Raw genomic sequence first — 18,953 nt, 5'->3', positions numbered from 1 at the left:
TCTCCCGTTCGCAGGTCGTTCGCATCACGCGGGAAAGGTTCTCAGGATCGCCTCGAGGCGTTCCTGCCGTCTCCGGCGGCTCGACCGGCGCGCCACGACTATGGACCGCAGTTCGTCCACGGCCGCGTCGAGGACATCGTTGATTATCGCATAGTCGTATTCGCCGAACTCCCCCATCTCCCGGGCGGCCGCCTCCAGGCGCCGGACGATGGAGTCGGGCGAGTTGTGGCCCCGGGCCTCGAGTCGCGCTTCGAGCACCTGCCGCGACGGCGGAAAGACGAAGACCTTGACGACCTCCGGCATGCGGGAGCGGACCTGGCGCGCCCCCTGGACGTCGATGTCGAGGAGGACGTCGATGCCGGCGGCCAGGCGGGGTTCGACCTCTCCGCGCGACGTGCCGTAGCGGTGTCCGTCGTAGACGGCGTGCTCGAGGAACCCGTCCCGCAAGACGAGCGATTCGAACTCCTCCGGCGAAACGAAGTGGTATTCGCGGCCGTGGACCTCGCCGGGTCTCGGCGCGCGCGTCGTGTGGGAGACGGAGAAGTGGATCGATCCGGCGAAGGCGGGGTCGGCCAGGATCCGCCGGATGAGCGTCGTCTTTCCGGCTCCCGAGGGGGACGAGACGATGAAGAGGTCTCCTGCGGGTCTCACGCTCACTCCACGTTCTGGATCTGTTCCTTGAGCGCCTCCACGTCCGACTTCAGGTCGAGGAGGACGCGCGTGAGAGGGAGCTCCCGCGCCTTCTGGCTGCTCGTGTTCGCCTCGCGATGGAGCTCCTGGGCGAGGACGTCGAGCCGCTTTCCCGCGGCAGGAGCGCCGTCCATCAGGCGCCTCGCTTCCACGAGGTGCGCGCGGAACCGGTCGATCTCCTCGGTGATGTCGGCGCGGTCGGCCAGGAGGGCCACTTCCTGCGCCAGGCGCGTCTCGTCCAGCGGGATGCCGGCGGCGAGCCTTGCGACCCTCTCGCGCAGCTGCGCCAGGAGCCTCTCGGACAGTCCCTCTCGCGCTTCGGCCACGCTCGCGATGCCGGCCTCGAGCCGCTCGAGCACCACGCCGAGGGCCGCCGCGGTCGCCGCGCCCTCGCGGCGGCGGGATGCGTCGAAGTCCTCGAGCGCGGTGCGAGTCGCCTCGAGGATCGCGGCTCCGAGAGACTCCCCCGCCTCGTCCTCGGCGACGCGGACGACGCCCGGCAGCGAGAGGATGTCGCGCGCCGACAGATCCGCGGGAAGGCCGTTCTCTTCCGCGAGCCGCCTCCACTCCTGGGCGTACCGCCCCGCCGTCGTCCCGTCGATGCTGACCGCTCCACCCGCCGGCCGGAAGACCCGGACGGAGAGGTCGACGTGACCCCTGACGACGGCCGTGGAGACGAGCTTGCGCAAGGGCGCCTCGAGCGCGCCGAGGTCGTCGCGCATCTTCAGCGACAGGTCGAGAAAGCGGTGGTTGACGCCGCGGACGGTGATCGAGATCTGCGTCCCGTCGGGGAGGGCCGCCTGCGCGCGCCCGAAACCGGTCATCGACTTCACGTGGGTTTCTCCTCTTCGAAGGCCGCCAGGTCGTGGAGCCTCCGGTAGACGCCTCCGAGCGCCAGGAGCTCGGCGTGCCGGCCGCGCTCGACGAGCCGGCCGCGTTCGAGAACGACGATCTGGTCGGCGCGCCGCACCGTCGAGAGACGGTGGGCGATGACGAGCGTCGTACGCCCCGCCATGAGCCGCTCGAGGGCGTCCTGCACCGCGCGCTCGCTCTCGGTGTCGAGGGCGGAGGTGGCCTCGTCGAGAATCAGGATCGGCGGGTCCTTCAGGAGCGCCCGTGCGATGGCGAGGCGCTGCCGCTGTCCCCCCGAGAGGCGTCCGCCCGCTTCGCCGACCCGCGTGTCGAGCCCATCCGGCAGGGCGTCGACGAACTCCTCCGCGTTCGCGGCGGCGAGAGCCGCCCGTATCCGCTCCTCCGGCACGCCTTCCCGTCCATACGCGACGTTCCTGCGCACCGTGTCGTCGAAGAGAACGACGTCCTGCGTCACGAGGGCCATTGCTCCGCGTAGCGAGACGAGCGTCACGTCGCGGATGTCGACGCCGTCGATGGCGATCCTCCCCGCGGTCACGTCCATGAAACGGGGCAGGAGGTTCGCCAGGGTGGTCTTTCCCGCTCCCGAAGGGCCGACGAGCGCGGTGACCGAACCGCGCGGGACGTCGAGGTCGACGTCCGAGAGAACGTCGGGGCCTCCCGGGTAGGAGAACGACACGCCTTCGAAACGGATTCCGCTCTCGAACGGCGCCAGCGGAGTCGCGCCCGTCCGGTCGACGACCAGGACGGGCGCGTCGAGGACCTCGAAGAGGCGCCGCGCCGAGGCGAGCGCCTGCTGGAGCGCGAGGTTGATCCGGGTGGCCCGCTTGAACGGCTGGTACATCATCACCAGCCCGACCCCGAAAGAGATGAACGCGCCGAGCGTCATCGTCCCGGCCTCGATCCGCTTCCCGGCGTAGCCGAGGAGGACGATGAATGCGAGGACCGACGCGGTCTCGACGAGGGGCGAGGAGAGCGCCATCACCCCCGCGCCCTTCCGGAGGAGGCGGAACGTCCGCTCGTTCACCTCGCCGAACCGGTCGGCCTCGTACCGCTCGGCGCCATAGGCCTGGACGACCCTGTGGCCGCGGAGAGTCTCCGAGAGGACGCCCGTCAGGTCGCCCATTCGTTCACGACCCGCTTTCGATATCCGCCGGAGACGATTCGCGATCAGGACGACCGGCACGACGATCGCGGGGGCGACGACGAGGGCGATGAGCGTCAGCTCCGGGGAGCGGGAGACGACGAGAACCGAGAGGCCGCCGAGCGTCGCAACGGACTGGACGAGGTCCGCGAGGTCCGTACCGAACAGGCCCTGAATCCGGTCCACGTCTCCCGTCACCCGCGATATCAGGTCCCCCGACGGGTTCTTCGCGTGGAAGGCGCCCGACTGCCCGAGGAGGCGCTCGTAGACGAGTCGGCGGACGTCCCTCACGAACGCGAGCCCGACGGCGTTGAAACGGTACTCCGCCGCGAAGGCACAGAGGTTCTTCAGCAGGAACGCCACGAGGAGAAGCAGCGGCAGGGCGACGCCCCTGTTCTCCTCCGTGACTCCGGCGGCTCTCTGGAGGTCGAGGAGGCCGTCGTCCAGCCAGCGGATGACGGTGGTCTTCCTCGCCTCCTCGGTCGCGGCGAGCGCTTTCCCGAGCCCTCGCGCCGCGGGATCGGCCGCGAGCCCCTGCTTCACCACCTCTCCCTGCCCGGGCGACAGGACCTGGTCGAAGAGCGGGCCGAAGAGGTAGGCGACGAGCGTGGTGAAGAGGGCGACGCCGATCATCGCGAGGACCGCGACGAGCGCGGCCCTCGCGTGCGGACGGAAGAGGCGCGCGAGGCGGGCGAAGTCCTTCACGCGCGTCCCGTTCCGACGAGGGAGAGGACGGCATCCGCCGTCCGGGCAGGCGCTCCCGGCGGCCCGAGGTCCTCCCGCCCGAGGGCGAGCCGGCGCCGGGCCTCGGCGGCGTGCGCCGGGCCCGAGAGAAACCGCTCGACCTCGGCGGCAATTCGCTCCGGAGTCGCGGCGCCCTGAATCAGCTCGGGAACGGTCTGCGAGCCGTCTCCGGGGTCGGAGAGGATGTTCGCCATCGCCACGTTCGGAACCCTGACGAGGAGCTTGCCGAGGAGGTAGCTGATCGTGGCGACCCGGTAGACGACGACCATCGGGATGCCGGCCAGCAGGCCTTCCACGGTCGCCGTGCCGGAGGCCACCACCAGAACGTCCGACGCCGCGAGGAGCGCCAGGTGCGGTCCCGAGACGATCGTCCAGCCGGCAAGCGCCGGCCCCCCCGTCTCCTCGAGAAGGGCTTCGGAAACCGAATCGGCCTTCACGAGGACCACGTCGAGGTCGTTCCGCCGGGCGGCGAGGAGGGAAACGGCCTCCCGCATGAGAGGGAGGATCTTGCGGATCTCGCCCGCGCGCGAGCCGGGCATCAGCACGACACGGCGGCGGCCGTCGGGTGGCGGGGACGCGGGCTCCGCGAGCTCCCGTGCCGCTTCGTCGACGAGCGGGTGACCGACCCACCTCACGGATTCGCCGAGCCCTCGAGCGTCGTACCAGCGCTTCTCGAAGCGGAAGAGGGTCAGGATGCCACGTCCGAGGCGTGCCAGCGTCCTCGCCCGTCCGCTTCGCCACGCCCAGACCTGCGGCGAAACGTAGAAGACGACCGGGATTCCGGCCCTCGCGAGACGCCGTGCGAGCGGCAGGTGGAAGTCGGGCGAGTCGATGAGGACGGCGGCGTCGACGGGCTCATGCGTCGCGGCGTTCGTCAGGTCGCGGATCAGCCGGCGCGCGAACCGGATCTTCGAGAGGGCCTCCACCACGCCGATGATGGCGAGGTCCTTCTGGTGTGCGAGGAGGCGCATGCCCTCCGCCGCGCACCGGTCGCCGGCCATGCCGAAGGCCTCGAGACCCGGGACGCGCTCCTTCAGCGCCGCGAGAAGGGCCGCGCCGTGCTGGTCCCCGGAGACCTCGCCTGCCGAGAGGAGGAGCCGCACCGCTCACCGCCCCCCGACGAAGGACATCGCCCACGCGAGGGCGAAGGAGCCGCCGACGATCGCCGTCCACATCCGGGCGAAGAACCGGCGCCGCTCGGGACCCTCGTCGCGCCAGAGCAGCGCGAAGAAGGCGGACACGATCGTCGCGAGGAGGACGAGGTGGAGGACGTGGTCCGCCAGCGGGGCCGTCGTCACGGTTTTCGATCCCCGGCGACGTCCCAGGCGTCGAACGCGAGCAGGACGTTCATGACGCCCGCGACGATGAGGTACGTCATCGCGACCTCGAACGAGGGCGATCCTGGATCGCCGGCGGCAAGTCCGGCAGAGTGGACCAGGAGCCCGGGAGCCACGACGGCGTGCGTGGCGACCGTCGTGAGAAAGCCGCCGAAGCTCCGGACGGGAAGCGAGCCCACCGAGCCGCCGAGACCCAGACCCGCCAGGAACGCAACCCCGACGAGCAGGAAGTACGCGGCGCCCCTCGCACGGCGCCCGGCCCAGACGTGCCCGAGGCCCGGAACGAGGAGCGCGAGCAGCACGGCGAACAGGCGGGACGAGGCGGAGCGGCGCGCGCCGGTCAGGAGCCCCCCTCCGGCGTGCCGAGGCGCGCGCGGAGCCGGCCATACGTCACGCCGAGATCCTCCGGGACGATGCGCGTCCCGGAAAGGACCGTCATGAAGTTCGTGTCGCCGTCCCATCGAGGGACGAGGTGGAGGTGGAGGTGGCCCGGCACTCCCGCCCCCGCACACCGTCCGAGATTGAGGCCCGCGTTCAGGCCGTGCGGCGAATACTCGGCCCGCAGGGTCTCCTCGAGCCTCGCGGCGACGTCCATGATCTCCACTCTCTCGTCCGGCGTGAGCTCCGGGAGCGTGCCCCGGTGCGCGTACGGCGCGACCATGACGTGCCCGTTCGAGTAGGGGTAGCGGTTCAGGAGCGCGAAGACGTGCCGGCCCCTCAGGACGATCAGGGCCTCGGCGTCGCCGAGGCCCTGCAGGTCACAGAAGAGGCACGTCGAGGGTCCGGAGGGCACGGCGTTCGTCAGGTACGTCATCCGCCAGGGCGTGAAGAGGACGTCGCTCATTCCTCCGGGAGCGCCGAGGACGCCCTCGAGGCCACCTCGGGCACCGGCGCCTCCTCGTTGATGAGCTCCTTGAGCTTCTTCCCCGGCTTGAAGTAGGGGACGAGCTTCGGCGGCACGTGGACCTTCACGCCGCTCTTCTTCGGATTGCGCGCGACGCGGGCGCCGCGCTGCCGGAGCTTGAAGCTCCCGAAACCGCGAAGCTCGATTTTCTGACCGGCGCGCAGCGAGGCGATGATCCCCTGGAAGACCGATTCGACGACCGCTTCCGCCTGCTTCTTCGTCAGCTCGGCGGCGCGGGCGACGTTCTCCACGAGGTCGGCCTTCGTGGTCGTCCCCTCAGCCCGGCTGACGCCCTGGGTGTCGCGTTCCATCTCCTCCCCCGGGGGAAGCGCCGCATTCGGGCAGCGCTCCCCGCGACGCCTCCTCGCAGGCGTCGCGAACGTCAGTCGCCCGACTTCACGGCCTCGACAGAATTCTCGGCCTCGGGCTCCGTCATCGGCTCCGCCACATCCTCGACCCGGGCCTCGGCTTCAACGGCCGGCGAAGGCTCGTCCGCAGGCTGCGTCGACGCGTCGTCGTCGGTCACGGCCTCGGGTGCCGCTGCGACGTCCGGCTCGGCGCCGCCTTCCTGTTCGCCAGCGTCCGTCACCTCGGCGACGGGCTCCGGTCGAGCCTCTGACGGGTCAGGCTGTGGAACGTCGCGCATCGAGAGGCCGATCCGCTGCTCGTCGACCTCGATCCGAAGGATCCTCACGCGGATGGGATCTCCCTCGCTGAACTCGTCCGAGAGCTTCTGGCCGCGCAGGACGTCGGTTTCCGAGACGTGCATCAAGCCCTCGAGACCGAGGGGCAGGCGTACGAAGACTCCGAAGTCCGCCACCTTGGCGACCTGGCCGTCGACGACGTCGCCGGGCTTGTGCTCCCGGGAAAACTCTTCCCACTCGTTCGGGCGGAATTCCTTGATCGAAAGGCTGATCCGCCGGTTCTCGACGTCGATGGCCGTGAGGACGGCCTGGATCTGATCGCCCTTCTTGACGACCTCGGACGGGTGCTTGACGCGACGGCCCCAGGACATGTCGGAGATGTGGACCAGGCCGTCGATCCCTTCCTCGATCTCGACGAAAGCGCCGAAATCGGTGAGGTTGCGGACGACGCCCTGGATCCGGTCGCCGATGTGGAACTTCTCGGCGAGCATCTCCCACGGGTTCGGCTCGGTCGCGCGGAGAGACAGCGAGAGGCGGCGCGTCTCGGGGTTCACGTCGGCGATCACCGCCTCGACCGTGTCGCCCACGGAGAGCAGCTTCGCCGGGTTCTTGACCTTCTTCGTCCACGACATCTCGCTGACGTGGATCAGGCCCTCGACGCCCTCCTCGAGCTCGACGAAGGCGCCGTAGTCGGTGAGAGAGACGACCTTGCCGCGGACCCTGGCACCGACCGGGTAGTGCGCGGGCAGATCCTGCCACGGGTCCGGCTTGAGCTGCTTCATGCCCAGCGAGATGCGGCCCGAGTCGGAGTCGAACTTGAGGACCTTGACCTCGACGTCCTGGCCGACGTGCAGCGCTTCGGACGGATGGCCGAGGCGGCCCCAGGAGATGTCGGTCACGTGGAGGAGGCCGTCGATCCCGCCGAGGTCGACGAAGGCGCCGTACTCGGTGAGGTTCTTCACGGTGCCCTGGAGCGTGCGGCCGTCGGCGAGCGCCTGCGCGGCATCGTTCTTCTTGGCCTCGGCGACCTCTTCCATCAGCGCCTTGCGCGAGAGGACGATGTTGCCGCGCTTCTTGTCGAAGCTGACGATCCGGAACTCGAGCTCGCGGCCCCGGAGGACGTCGAGGTTCTTCAGCGGCCGGATGTCGGCCAGCGACCCGGGGAGGAACGCCCGGACCCCGATGTCGACGGAAAGGCCGCCCTTGACGCGCTCGAGGACCTTGCCCTTGGCGGGCTGGTTCTCCTTGAACGCGACCTCGATGGCGTCCCAGGCGCGAATGCGCCGGGCCTTCTCGTGGGAGAGGATGACGTACCCCGAGGAATCCTCGCGACGATCGACGATGGCGTCGATCTCCTGGCCGGCCACCGGAAGCCGGTCCGGAGCATGAGCGAACTCCGAACGCGGGATCATCCCTTCCGACTTGTAGCCGATGTCGACGAGGATCTCGTCGTTCGTGACCTGGATGACACGCCCGCGGATCAGCTCTCCCTCAGCGAGGGAGCGCTCGCTCTCCGCGAGCAGCCTCGCGAACTCCCCGTTCGCTTCGGCAGCCTCGTCCGCCTTCCGAATGGGCGTGATCTTCTGGTCCTCCGACGGCATGAATTCCACCTTCTAAGGGGCTCGCGGAGAAGACTCAACGTACTTGAGTTAGCGGCCCGAACCGGGAATGTTAGACGCCCGGCCTCGGGAGGTCAACAGCCTGACGGGCGGCAATCCACTCCCGCAGCCGCTCCGCGACCTCTTCCGCTTCCAGGTCGGACGTGTCGACGACGACGTACGTCTCGTCGCAGGCCAGGGGCGAGTCGGCGCGGGTCGAATCCGCCTCGTCCCGGGCCTCCATCTCCGTCCGCACGGACGCGAGGTCCTGGGGTCTTCCCTTCCGGACGAGCTCCTCGAACCTCCGGCGGGCCCGGATCTCCGGCCGCGCCGTCAGGAAGAACTTCGCGGTCGCCTCGGGAACGACCTTCGTCCCGATGTCGCGCCCCTCGAGGACCCCTCCCCCGGACAGGGCCAGCTCCCGCTGGCGGGCCGCGAGCCGCCGACGGACGCGCGGGATGGCTGCGACCGCCGAGGCGTACAGGGAGACCTCGGGCTCGCGAATCTCCTCGGACACGTCCTCGCCATCGAGGAGCGTCCGGACGTTCCCGCCGGTCCCCGTCACCCGGACCTCGGCGCGCTCCGAGAGCTCCCCCACCCGATCCGGATCGGCGATGGGCAGCGGGACCCCGTTCCGCCTCGCGAGGAGCCCGATGGCCCGGTACATCGCTCCGGTATCGAGATAGGGAACGCCGAGGCTTGCGGCGAGGGCCCTGCCGACGGTGGACTTGCCCACCCCCGACGGGCCGTCGATCGCGACGACGATCATCCCGCCGCGGTGGCTGCCCCGGCGTCGAGGCCGAGCCGGCCGGCTCCGAGCAGCTCGTCGAATGCGGACAGGAAGCGGAGGTTCTCGTGGTGCAGCCCGACCGAGAGGCGGAACGCGAGGGGAAAGCCCCATCCGCCCATCGGTCGCAGGATGACTCCCCTCCGGGCGAACTCGGGCTCCAGCGGCCCGAACGGGATCGGCAGCTCCACGAGGAGGAAGTTTCCGAGGGATGGGCTCACGGCGGCCCCCCGCTTTCCGAGCTCCCTCGCCAGGAACGCCCGCTCCTCGCGAACGAGCGTGATCGTCTTCTCGCGATGCTCGTCGTCGGAGAGAGCGGCGATCGCCGCGGCCTGCGCGACGGTCGTCGTGTTGAAAGGTTCCCGGACCTTGTTCATCGCGGCCGCGATCTCCGGGGCTGCGAAGGCGTAGCCGATCCGCAGGCCGGCGAGGCCGTAGATCTTCGAGAAGGTGCGCAGGACGACGACGTTGTGTCCGGCGCGCACGTCGTCGAGCGCGTCCGGATAGTCGGCCCTCTCGCGAGCGAACTCGAAGTAGGCCTCGTCGACCACGGCGACGACGTGCCCGGGCAGCCCGGCGAAGAGGCGATCGAGGTCGCGCCTGGCCACGTACGCGCCGGTCGGATTGTTGGGGTTGGCGAGGGCGACGAGCTTCGTGGCGGGGCCGATGCGCCGCAGGAGGGCGTCGACGTCGGGAACGTACCCGGGCTGCGTCGGGACCTCGACGAACGTCGCTCCGGCGCGCCCGGCCGCGACCGGGAACATCCGGAAGATCCCGGCAGGCACCACGACCTCTTCTCCCGGGTCGACGAAGGTGCGGGTGCAGATGTCGATGAGCTCGCAGGACCCGCTTCCGATGACGATCTGCTCCGCGGGAATGCCTGTGGCGCTCCGAGAGCGCGCGGCGGAGGAACGTGGCAGATCCGTCCGGGTAGAGGTGCACGGAGGGCGTGACCGCGAGGGCCGCGGCCACCGCCTTCGGCGAGGGTCCCAGCGGGTTCTCGTTGGAGGCGAGCTTCACGGCGCCGGCGATCCCGAACTCACGCTCCACGTCCTCGATCGGACGTCCCGGGACGTACGGGGCGAGCTTCTGTACCGACGGGCGCGGGGAGGGCTTCAACTCTTCACCTCTTCGTCTCGCGGCGCCGATGGGTCGGCGTGGCCTTTCCGGGCGTCGTCCCGGTCCTCGGAGCCGGTTCCGGCCTCGTCCTTCCGGCCGGACTCGCCTTCGCCTTCACGTGAGTGAGCCTCATCGCCGGCTTCGCAGTCCGTTTCGGCGCGGGCTCGAGCGCGCGCAGCGCCTCCACTTCGGCAGGAACGAGGTCGCGGAAACCGCCCGGTCGCAGGCTCTTGTCGCGAAGGGGGCCGATGGCGACACGCCGCAGCTTGGAGACCTTGTGCCCGACGGCCTCCATCATCTTGCGAACCTGCCGCGAACGCCCTTCGCCCAGGATGACCCGGAGCCAGGCGTTCCCGCCGACGCCGTTCTTCTCCGGGGTCGTGTCGATCAGCTCCACGGTCGCCGGATGGGTTCTCACCCCGTCGATGAGGATGCCGCGGGCGAGCTTCGCGATTTTCGCGGGGGTCGGGACGCCGGACACCTTGACCTCGTACTCCTTCCGGCAGCCGCCGGAAGGGTGCGCGATCCTGTACGCGAGCGGCCCGTCGTTCGTCAGGAGAATGAGGCCTTCGGAGTCGAAGTCGAGGCGCCCGACGGGGACGACGGGCTCGGAGACGCGGGTTCCCAGGAGCACGTAGACGGTGGGCCTGCGCTGCGGGTCGTCGCGCGTCACGACGACGCCCCGGGGCTTGTTCATGAGGATGTAACGGAGCGCCGCCGCTGCGCGGAGCCGTTTGCCGTCGACCTTGACGTGGTCGACCGCGGGGTCGGCCTTGGTACCGAGCTCGGTGACGACCTGACCGTTCACCGTCACGCGGCCTTCGAGGATCATCTCCTCGGCCGCCCGGCGCGAGGCGACGCCCGCGGCGGCGAGGATCTTCTGCAGGCGTTCAGCCGTCATGGCGTTCCTCCTCCGGAGCCGCGGAGGTCGCGGCGTCGTTCTCGTTGGTGTTCTCTATCGTCTCTTCACCGTCGTCCGGGGCGGCCGTCCGGGGTGGCGCATCGGATCCTCCGGCGATGTCGGCCTCCGGAGATTCGAGGTCGCCCGCGTCTTCGACCTCGCCCGTCGCCTCGTCCACGCGGAAGAGCTCCGTCTGAGCCGGATCCGTCTTCGGCGCATCGAGGCCGTAGATCGCCTCGAGCTCTTCGGGTTTCGGCAGGTCGCCGAGGCCCTGCAGGCCGAAGTGAACCATGAACTCCTTCGTGGTCTTGTAGAGGAAGGGGGTCCCGACGACCTCCTTCCGCCCGGCCGTCGTGATCAGCTTCCGGTCCAGGAGCGTCCGGATGGACGACGACGAGTTGACGCTCCGGAGCTCGGCGATCTCGGGGCCGGTGACGGGCTGACGGTAGGCGACGATCGCGAGAGTCTCCAGCGCGGCCATCGAGAGCTTCGTCCTTCCATCGAGGCCCAGAAGCCGGCGGACGGGGTAATCGTACTCGGGACGTGTCACGAGCCTCACGCCTCCGGCGACCCGGTCGAGACGCACGCCGCGGCCCGCAGCGGCGCAGGCGTCCTCCAGGGCGGCGACCGCCGCCGAAACGACCTCCTCCGGAAGCTCCGCCGCCTCGGCCAGCTTGTCGAGGGAGACCGGCTTGGAGGCGGCGAAAAGGAGCGCCTCCACGAGCGGAAGGGCCTCCGCGAGAGGATCTTCCGGGGGTTGCGCTGTTTCTTCCGGGACCGTTTCCAGCACCGTCTCTTCGATCCCTTCCGCCGCGGCCTCCGTACGGGTGTCGTCTCTGTCTTCGGTCATCGTTTCAGCGGTATTCCTCTTCGTAGCCTTCGAGAGTCAGATTCTCTCCCGTCGGCTCGAGGTAGATCTCCCCGAATTCCTCGGTCTGGAGGGCGCGCACCAGAAGGAGCCGGAGGAGCTCGAGGACGGCCAGGAAGACCGCGATCGCCTCGGCCCGTCCCGAGAGGGTCCCGAAGACCTCCGACAGCGCCACGCGCCCCGACTCACGGATGCGCCCCGCCATGTCCTGCATCTTCTCCCGGATGGAGAACTGCTGGTGCGCGATGGACATCTCCGGAGGGTTGAGTGACCGGTAACGGTCCACGGCGCCCTTGAAGAGAGTCAGGAGGTCGAAGAGCGAGACCTCGGAAAGGTCGGTCTCCTCCTCTTCCGGCTCCGTCTCGGGCCGGAAGGACGGGCGCGGGTACATGCCGATCCGCTCCACCTCGTAGACGTGCAGCGTCTCGGCGACCCCCTTGAACCTCCGGTACTGCAGGAGCCGGGCGACGAGCTCATCCCGCGGGTCGGGCGCCTCGGTTCCGTCCGCGGCCGGGGTCCGCGGAAGGACGAGCTGGCTCTTGATCTGGACGAGGAGCGCCTCGACGTAGAGGAACTCGCCCGCCACCTCGAGGTCGAGCTCCACCATGAGGACGAGGTAGGCGTGGTACTGGCGGCATATCTCGGCGACGGGGATGTCGCGGAGGTCTATCTCCTGCTTGCGGATCAGGTGGAGCAGCAGGTCGAGCGGACCGTCGAACTGCGGCACGTGCACCGGGTAGGGCTGGACGAGGTCCGCGCCGGGCGGGATCGGGATTCGGATGCCTTCGGCCACGCCGCCCCTCAGCAGCACGCCGCGGCGCGCGGCTTCCGATGGTGCGCGTGCGCCGAGCGAAGGGACGTCATCAGAGGAGCTTCATGGCGTCGGCGACGTCCTGCATCGTGGAGGAGGCGAGGGCCCGCGCCCTCGCGCCGCCCTCCTGGAGGACCTCACGGACGAATCCCGGCTTCGCGGTGATCTCTTCCCGCTTCGCGCGAACGGGCTCGAGCGCCGTGTTCATGTTCCGGATGAGGTGCTTCTTGCAGTCGACGCAGCCACGGGTCGCGGCGCGGCACTCTTCGTCCACCTGGGCGATCTCCTCCTTCGGCGAATAGAGGAGGTGGAACGGGAAGAGATTGCAGGTGGCGGGGTCCCCGGCATCCGTGCGGCGTGCACGCTTCGGGTCGGTGACCATCGACATGACCTTCGTCTTCACGTCTTCGGCCGAATCGGAGAGGGCGATCGTGTTCCCGTAGCTCTTCGACATCTTCCGACCGTCCAGGCCCGGGACCTTCGGGGTCGCCGTGAAGAGCGCCTGAGGCTCGGGGAATACCTCTCCGTACATCCCGTTGAAGCGGCGGACGATCTCGCGGCAGATCTCGAGGTGGCTCTCCTGGTCCTTCCCGACCGGGACGTAGTGGCCGCGGTAGAGGGCGATGTCCGCCGTCATGAGGACCGGGTAGCCGAGGAACCCGAAAGTCCCGAGCTCCTTCTCCCGCAGCTCCTGGAGCTGCTCCTTGTAGGTGGGCACCCGCTCCAGCCAGCCGAGCGGCGTGATCATCCCGAAGATGAGCGCCAGCTCCGCCGTCTGCGGCACCTGCGACTGCACGAAGACCACGGCCTTCTCCGGGTCGAGGCCCACCGAGAGCCAGTCCGTCACGGCCTCGATCGTCGACTCGCGGATCGCCGACGTGTCGGCGTAGTCGGTCGTCAGGGCGTGCAGGTCGGCCACGAAGTACCGGCAGTCGTACTGGTCCTGAAGGTCGACCCAGTTCTTCACCGCGCCCCAGTAGTTGCCGAGGTGGACCCGGCCCGTCGGGCGCAGGCCCGAGAGGACGATCTTCTTCGCCGGTTCGCTCACGAGGGACCTCCGAGAAGGAGCTGGAACAGGAACCTCTGCGGCGGCCCCAGGACGGCCGAAAGGCCTCCGGTGAAGATCGCCACGACGAGGAGGATGAAACCGTAACGCCGCACGAACATCACCCCGCGGATCCACCGGGCGGGAGCGAAGCTCTCCACGACGCCGAAGCCGTCGAGCGGGGGGATCGGGAGCAGGTTGAAGAGGCCGAGGGAGACGTTCACCGCGACGGTGTAGAGCGCCACGAGGAGAAGCGGGTAGAAGAAGGAGTCGCGTAGCCCGGGACCGGCCGGCGCGATCGCCCGCAGGACGAAGAAGGCGACTCCGCCGAGGATGGCGACGGCGAAGTTCGAGACGGGGCCCGCGGCCGACACGAGGAGGTTCGCCCGGCGCGGGTTCGGTACACCCCGGAGGGAGACGGGAACCGGCTTGGCCCACCCGAAGATCGGGGCGCCCGAGAAGGCGAGCAGCGCCGGCACCAGGAGACTTCCGAACGGGTCGAGGTGCTTCACCGGGTTGAGCGTGATCCGCCCGAGGTCCCGGGCCGTCGTGTCCCCGCAGCGCAGCGCCACCCAGCCGTGGGCGGATTCGTGCACGGAGACCGCGAACAGGAGGACGGCCACCTGGATGACGATCTCGAGGACCTTGTCGGGGGAGATGGGTGCGTCGGGCACGGCAGGGATTTCCGAAAACGCCCGATGCTACGTGCCGCCCCCGGGGGCGTCAATCGACGCTTCGATCGCACGGCGCTCTGCGGCGATACCCTCTTCCGCCGAACGGTAGTGGCCGAACCGGCCGGACGCCACGCTCTGCGCGAGGAACGGGTTCTGGTCGCCGACACCGGACAACGTGAGCGTCCCCCCGGCGGTCGCGAAGCGACCTTGTTCCCGCATCAGGACGGCGACGATCGTCGTTGGGAGGGACGTGCAGGCCGAGAGGTCGACGACGCAGCGGAGCGCGCCGTTCTCGCGCGCCACGCGCAGGTACTCGGTGATCGTCGACGCTTCCGTCAGCGTCACGTCTCCGCGCACCCTGAGCGCCGCGATCGCCCCGTCGGTCTCGAGGGAAACCTCCACGCGCCGAGGATGCCACAGGGACGCGGTCAGCGGCGGGCGGACCGGAGAAAGAGCGCCTTCTCGAAGGGCCCTGTCGTTCCCTCGTCCTCGAGCCGCAGAGCCAGCTCCCGCGCTTTCGCGAGGAGGTCCAGATCGGAGAACGGGTCGGCGACGCGGAACTCCGGGAGACCGCTCTGCCTGGTGCCGAGGGCTTCTCCGGGGCCCCGCAGGCGGAGATCCTCCTCCGCCACGGCGAATCCGTCGTCGGTCCGGACGAGGATGGAGAGGCGCGAGAGCGCCGCGGTGGAGGCCCCCTCTCCCTGGAGCAGGATGCACGTCGAGGGCCGGGCTCCCCTGCCGATCCTGCCTCGAAGCTGGTGGAGCTGGGCGAGGCCGAACCGGTCGGCGTTCTCGACGAGGAGAAACGAGGCCTCCGGCACGTCGATCCCGACTTCGACGACCGTCGTCGCGACGAGGACGTCCAGTTCACCCGCGGCGAATTGACGCATCGCCTTCTCGCGAGCCTCCGCGCGCATCTTTCCGTGAACCGCTCCCACGCGGCGGCCCGGGAGGCGCCGGGCCACCTCGTCGGTCCAGGAGGCGACGGCCCGGGCATCGATCGTCTCCGAGTCCTCGACGAGGGGCACGACGACGTAGCCCCGTCCTCCCGACTCCAGCTCGCCCGCGAGCGCCCGGTACGCCTCCTCGCGTCCCTCCTCTCCGAAGACTTTCGTGAGGATGGGAGTCCTCCCGGGCGGCTTCTGGGTGAGGGTGGAGACGTCGAGGTCGCCGTGGAGCGCGAGCGCGAGGGAGCGCGGGATCGGCGTCGCCGAGAGGACGAGGACATGGGGGTGAAGGCCGTTCGGCGCGACGCGTGCCGGGAGCGCGGCCCGCTGTGCGACCCCGAACCGGTGCTGTTCGTCCACGACCACCAGCCCGAGCCTCTGAAACGCGACCGGCTTCTCGATGAGAGCGTGCGTCCCGACGAGGAGTGCGATCTCCCCCTCCGCCAGGGCCGCCAGCAGGGCGGCTCTCGGCCGGCCCGTGACCCTCGCCGTCAGGAGGGCCGGCGTCACGCCCGAGCCGGCGAGGAGGCGGAAGACCGTCTCCGCGTGCTGCTCGGCGAGAATCGTCGTCGGGGCCATCAGCGCGGTCTGGAAGCCCCGCCCCGCGGCCAGGACCGCCGTCAGGACCGCGACGATCGTCTTTCCGCTCCCGACGTCCCCCTGGAGGAGGCGGGCCATCGGGTGTCCGGACCTGAGGTCGGCGCCGATCTCCCGGATCACCTGCTTCTGCGCGTCCGTCAGCGGGAACGGCAGGATCGCCGCGAGCCGGCGCCTCATGGCGGCGTCCGGCTCGATTCTCGGCGCGGGGCGCCGTGCGCGCTCCCGCCGCCGCCGGGCGAGGGCCACCTGGAACTCGAGAAGCTCCTCGAGCGCGAGCCTCTTCAGGTGCGGCGAGGTCCGGTCGATCCAGGGCCGCGGGTCCGGCGAACCGCCCGCGCTCCCAGGGAAGTGGGCCTCTCTCAGCGACGCGACCACGGGAGGGAGGCCCAGCAGCCGGACGACCTCGGCCGGAAGCCTCTCCGGAATCCCGGGAGCCGCTTCTTCCAGGGCCCGGGCGACCAGCCGCCGACGCACGCGCGGCGGAAGGCCCGGAAGGGACCTGTAGACCGGGACGACGCGCCCGACCGAAAGCGCGGCGTCGGCCTCGTCCTGCGGTTCCGGCTCGACGTAAGGCGCCTCGAGGACGACGCGCCGCTTCATCACCGCCCGGCCGTGAACGAAGACCCTGAGGCCCTGGGTCAGCCACCGCGCCAGCCAGGGCTGGTTGTAGAAGACGAGCCCGACCGAGCCGCTCCCGTCCTCGAGCGTGGCTTCGGTGATCGAGAATCCGCGGCGCCGGGTCCGGACGAGCCGGGCGTCGACCACCGTTCCGGACAGCGTGAGTGGAGGACCCCCCGGCACGAGGTCCGCGACGCTCGCGAAGCGCGCCCGGTCCTCGTGGCGCAGCGGGAGCTCGAGGAGAAGGTCGAGCACGTTCGCCAGGCCCGCGTCCGCGAGGGCGCGAGCCCTCGCCGGCCCGATGCCGACCGTCCCGGCGAGGGGCGAATCCAGGGAGAGCGGTTCCCGGCCGCGCCCGACGCGCGGCACTCCTCAGCCCCGCGTGACGCGGAAGGTCAGGTCGACGAGGCCGAACCGGAGCCGGTCGCCGTCGTGGAGCGACGTCGGGGAGCCCGTGGCGATGCGCTTCCCGTTCACGAACGTCCCGTTCATCGTCCCGATCTCCTCGATGACCTGGAACTCCCCCTCCGGACGGATGATCTTCGCGTGCCGCCGGGAGACGGAACGCGGACCGTCGAGGTTCGTCAGGTCGACGTCGGGACGGATCCCGGTCACCGGGTCGATGCGGCCGACCAGCGTCTCCCCTTCGCGGTTCAGGTAGAACTCCTCGACGTTCCCGTCGGCCACGAGCCGGTAGATCTCGTCGCGCGTGCCGACGCGCTCGAAGAAGTCCGACGACTCGTCGAGCGCCGGAGCGACGCCCGTCGTCTGCTCGAGGAGCGCCGTCGTCTCCCGCAGCCGGCGCGAGAGCTTGCGAAGCATCCGGACCGCGATCTCGCCGTTGTGCCGGAGCATCTCGTCGAACGTCGACTGGTTGATCCTCACGAGCTCCACGTCGGTACGGGCGATCGCGTCCGCCGTCCGGGGAACGTCCTCCAGGATCGACATCTCGCCGAAGAAGTCCCCCTTCTCGAGGACGGAGAGCGTTTTCATCTCGTCCTTCACCCGCTTGGCGATCTCGATCGATCCCGACTGGATGACGTACATCTCCGTTCCGACGTCTCCCTCGGAGAAGACCTTCTCGCCCGGAGGGAGCTTCACGATGTAGTCCTCGAAACTCGCGGCGCCGCCGCCCGACTTCAGCACGACTTTCACGAGAGGAACTCCTCCTCGAGGACGAGCGTTCGGGTCCCGCCGTCCCACGCGGCCCGGGCACCGACGGGCAGCGGGACGTTCGGGCCCGCGTGACCGAAGGGGAGGCCGATGGCGACCGGTACCCCGAGCGGGGCGAACCGGTCGAGGAGGAGCCTCCGGAGCCGCTCCGGATCCTCCACGCCTCCGAACGTCACACGTGTCATCGAGCCCGCCATGATACCGGCCAATCCGTCCAGGCGCCCGGATGAAAGGAGGGTGCCGAGCATCCGGTCGACCCGGTAGGCCTCCTCTCCCACCTCCTCGATGAAGAGAAGCGCCCCGCGGAAATCGTATTCCCACGGCGTCCCGGCGAGGGCGGCGAGCAGGGACAGGCATCCCCCGACGAGCGGCCCCTCCGCTCTGCCCGGGACGAGAACGTCGGCGGACGGGACCTCGAGGCGCTGTGGCGCCCGCGCTTCGAGGAGGGCCGGGAACCAGTCCGCCGTGAGCGGGTCGAGGGCCGTCGCAAGGTCGGCGGCCACCATCGGCCCGTGGATCGAGAGGAGCCCGCACCGCTCCCTGAGGAAGGCCGACAGTGCCGTGAGGTCCGAGAAGCCGCAGTGGAGCTTCGCGGTTTCGCGCAGCAGCGCCTCCGGAAGGCGGCCGAGGAGGCGCGTCACACCGTACCCTCCCCGCGCGAAGAGAACCGCGTCGACCTCGGGATCCGAGACGAGAGCCAGATATCCGGCGAGGCGGGCGTCGTCGTCTCCCGCGAGACCGAGGAGCGGCTCTCGCGAGAGGACGTTCGAGGCGAGTCGCACCCGGTACCCGAACGACTCGAGCGTGGCAACGCCTGCCGCGAGGTCTTCCTCGCGGACCGGCCCGGAGAGCGCTGCGACCCCGACGAGCGCACCCGGTGCGAGCCGCCGGGGACGCCGGAGCGGACCGCTCACCCGATCCGGTTCCTCGGGTCGCTGAACCAGCGGGCCCAGTCGGAGGCGTTCCCCCCCGGATCCCTCTTGTCCTCGCCTTCGGCGGCCTTCTTCGTCAGTCTCTGTGACCCGGCCTGCCGGAACACGGCCACCGCCAGCGTGCGTCCCCCCGCGGCATCGACGGACTCGCACAGGACGCGATCGTCGGTCACGACGGTCACGCCCCGCGGGTCGCGCGCTTCGCGCACCCTGCGGACGATCTCCTCGTCGGCGCTTCGGGGCGCCGCGTGGACGACCGTGACGTCCCCGAGCAGCTGCACCTTCGGTCGGCCGTGGTCCGGAGGACCATCGAAGACGACCGTGAGCTTCCTTCTCTTGGCCCGTGCCAGATCCGCCAGCTCCCGCAGCAGGGTCTCCCGCGTGATGCCCCTCTGGCCGAGGAGGTTGTTCCCGTCGATGAGCTCGGCCACGCCTGCATTTTGAGGCAAGGCAGACCTGCCCGCACGCCCCCCCCGGCACCCCCCCATTTGTCCTCGAAAAAATGACTCGGGCCGGACCCCCCGGGGGCCCCCCCCCCCCCCCCCCC

Annotated in this window: 19 protein-coding genes and 2 pseudogenes; all 21 read right to left on the bottom strand. The window is 70.1% G+C overall.

Annotation, left to right across the window (positions count from 1 at the left end):
- Positions 1 to 24: 24 nt before the first annotated feature.
- Entirely contained in the window at positions 25 to 657 is a 633-nt protein-coding gene (gene gmk, locus IPN03_01360; protein ID MBK9372403.1) for a guanylate kinase, read from the bottom strand.
- Positions 654 to 1,523 (bottom strand): YicC family protein, encoded by an 870-nt coding sequence (locus tag IPN03_01355; protein ID MBK9372402.1) that lies wholly within the window; start codon positions 1,521 to 1,523, stop codon positions 654 to 656. Before IPN03_01355 ends, gmk begins: the two co-directional genes overlap by 4 nt.
- Positions 1,520 to 3,409 carry an ATP-binding cassette domain-containing protein gene (locus IPN03_01350; GenBank protein ID MBK9372401.1) on the bottom strand — a complete coding sequence of 630 codons (1,890 nt, stop codon included), beginning with the start codon at positions 3,407 to 3,409 and terminating at the stop codon, positions 1,520 to 1,522. The genes IPN03_01355 and IPN03_01350 overlap by 4 nt, the downstream gene beginning before the upstream one ends.
- Positions 3,406 to 4,551, bottom strand: a complete 1,146-nt coding sequence (gene lpxB / locus IPN03_01345) for a lipid-A-disaccharide synthase (GenBank protein MBK9372400.1) — start codon at positions 4,549 to 4,551, stop codon at positions 3,406 to 3,408. Before lpxB ends, IPN03_01350 begins: the two co-directional genes overlap by 4 nt.
- Positions 4,552 to 4,554: 3 nt before the next feature.
- Positions 4,555 to 4,746, bottom strand: coding sequence for a hypothetical protein (locus IPN03_01340; protein MBK9372399.1), 192 nt, complete (start codon positions 4,744 to 4,746; stop codon positions 4,555 to 4,557).
- Positions 4,743 to 5,087, bottom strand: a complete 345-nt coding sequence (locus tag IPN03_01335) for a hypothetical protein (protein MBK9372398.1) — start codon at positions 5,085 to 5,087, stop codon at positions 4,743 to 4,745. The genes IPN03_01340 and IPN03_01335 overlap by 4 nt, the downstream gene beginning before the upstream one ends.
- A 38-nt stretch (positions 5,088 to 5,125) precedes the next feature.
- Complete coding sequence (locus IPN03_01330) at positions 5,126 to 5,629, bottom strand: HIT domain-containing protein (GenBank protein ID MBK9372397.1); 504 nt, start codon at positions 5,627 to 5,629, stop codon at positions 5,126 to 5,128.
- Positions 5,626 to 6,000: an integration host factor subunit beta gene (locus IPN03_01325; protein ID MBK9372396.1), complete on the bottom strand. Its 375-nt coding sequence runs from the start codon at positions 5,998 to 6,000 to the stop codon at positions 5,626 to 5,628. The genes IPN03_01330 and IPN03_01325 overlap by 4 nt, the downstream gene beginning before the upstream one ends.
- A gap of 159 nt (positions 6,001 to 6,159) precedes the next feature.
- A pseudogene (locus IPN03_01320) lies at positions 6,160 to 7,934 on the bottom strand (30S ribosomal protein S1).
- A 70-nt stretch (positions 7,935 to 8,004) separates the two neighbouring features.
- Positions 8,005 to 8,700, bottom strand: a complete 696-nt coding sequence (locus tag IPN03_01315) for a (d)CMP kinase (protein MBK9372395.1) — start codon at positions 8,698 to 8,700, stop codon at positions 8,005 to 8,007.
- Positions 8,697 to 9,837: pseudogene (locus IPN03_01310) on the bottom strand (histidinol-phosphate transaminase). Before IPN03_01310 ends, IPN03_01315 begins: the two are co-directional and overlap by 4 nt.
- Before the next feature lie 4 nt (positions 9,838 to 9,841).
- Positions 9,842 to 10,738: an rRNA pseudouridine synthase gene (locus tag IPN03_01305; GenBank protein ID MBK9372394.1), complete on the bottom strand. Its 897-nt coding sequence runs from the start codon at positions 10,736 to 10,738 to the stop codon at positions 9,842 to 9,844.
- Complete coding sequence (scpB, locus tag IPN03_01300; protein MBK9372393.1) at positions 10,728 to 11,588, bottom strand: SMC-Scp complex subunit ScpB; 861 nt, start codon at positions 11,586 to 11,588, stop codon at positions 10,728 to 10,730. The genes IPN03_01305 and scpB overlap by 11 nt, the downstream gene beginning before the upstream one ends.
- A gap of 4 nt (positions 11,589 to 11,592) precedes the next feature.
- Positions 11,593 to 12,399, bottom strand: a complete 807-nt coding sequence (locus IPN03_01295; protein ID MBK9372392.1) for a segregation/condensation protein A — start codon at positions 12,397 to 12,399, stop codon at positions 11,593 to 11,595.
- 70 nt (positions 12,400 to 12,469) lie between these two features.
- Positions 12,470 to 13,465 carry a tryptophan--tRNA ligase gene (gene trpS / locus IPN03_01290; protein ID MBK9372391.1) on the bottom strand — a complete coding sequence of 332 codons (996 nt, stop codon included), beginning with the start codon at positions 13,463 to 13,465 and terminating at the stop codon, positions 12,470 to 12,472.
- A complete protein-coding gene (locus IPN03_01285) occupies positions 13,462 to 14,136 on the bottom strand; it encodes a site-2 protease family protein (GenBank protein ID MBK9372390.1) in 675 nt (224 codons plus the stop codon). The genes trpS and IPN03_01285 overlap by 4 nt, the downstream gene beginning before the upstream one ends.
- Before the next feature lie 27 nt (positions 14,137 to 14,163).
- Positions 14,164 to 14,538, bottom strand: coding sequence for an STAS domain-containing protein (locus IPN03_01280; GenBank protein MBK9372389.1), 375 nt, complete (start codon positions 14,536 to 14,538; stop codon positions 14,164 to 14,166).
- A 26-nt stretch (positions 14,539 to 14,564) separates the two neighbouring features.
- Positions 14,565 to 16,670, bottom strand: coding sequence for an ATP-dependent DNA helicase RecG (recG, locus tag IPN03_01275; protein MBK9372388.1), 2,106 nt, complete (start codon positions 16,668 to 16,670; stop codon positions 14,565 to 14,567).
- A 3-nt stretch (positions 16,671 to 16,673) separates the two neighbouring features.
- Positions 16,674 to 17,456, bottom strand: coding sequence for a cyclic nucleotide-binding domain-containing protein (locus IPN03_01270; protein ID MBK9372387.1), 783 nt, complete (start codon positions 17,454 to 17,456; stop codon positions 16,674 to 16,676).
- The gene (locus IPN03_01265) at positions 17,453 to 18,388 is read right to left on the bottom strand and encodes an LD-carboxypeptidase (GenBank protein ID MBK9372386.1); all 936 of its coding nucleotides are present in this window, start codon (positions 18,386 to 18,388) and stop codon (positions 17,453 to 17,455) included. The genes IPN03_01270 and IPN03_01265 overlap by 4 nt, the downstream gene beginning before the upstream one ends.
- Positions 18,385 to 18,837: an NYN domain-containing protein gene (locus tag IPN03_01260; GenBank protein ID MBK9372385.1), complete on the bottom strand. Its 453-nt coding sequence runs from the start codon at positions 18,835 to 18,837 to the stop codon at positions 18,385 to 18,387. Before IPN03_01260 ends, IPN03_01265 begins: the two co-directional genes overlap by 4 nt.
- Positions 18,838 to 18,953: the final 116 nt, after the last annotated feature.

This window comes from Holophagales bacterium (assembly GCA_016719485.1).
Lineage (GTDB): Bacteria > Acidobacteriota > Thermoanaerobaculia > UBA5066 > UBA5066 > UBA5066.
This window is presented reverse-complemented; position numbering and strand designations above follow the sequence as displayed.

Excerpts from the sequence above, each read along its gene's own strand:
- IPN03_01330 (MBK9372397.1), bottom strand. The coding sequence starts at position 5,629 with ATGAGCGACGTCCTCTTCACGCCCTGGCGGATGACGTACCTGACGAAC.
- IPN03_01325 (MBK9372396.1), bottom strand. The coding sequence starts at position 6,000 with ATGGAACGCGACACCCAGGGCGTCAGCCGGGCTGAGGGGACGACCACG.
- IPN03_01315 (MBK9372395.1), bottom strand. The coding sequence starts at position 8,700 with ATGATCGTCGTCGCGATCGACGGCCCGTCGGGGGTGGGCAAGTCCACC.
- IPN03_01305 (MBK9372394.1), bottom strand. The coding sequence starts at position 10,738 with ATGACGGCTGAACGCCTGCAGAAGATCCTCGCCGCCGCGGGCGTCGCC.
- scpB (MBK9372393.1), bottom strand. The coding sequence starts at position 11,588 with ATGACCGAAGACAGAGACGACACCCGTACGGAGGCCGCGGCGGAAGGG.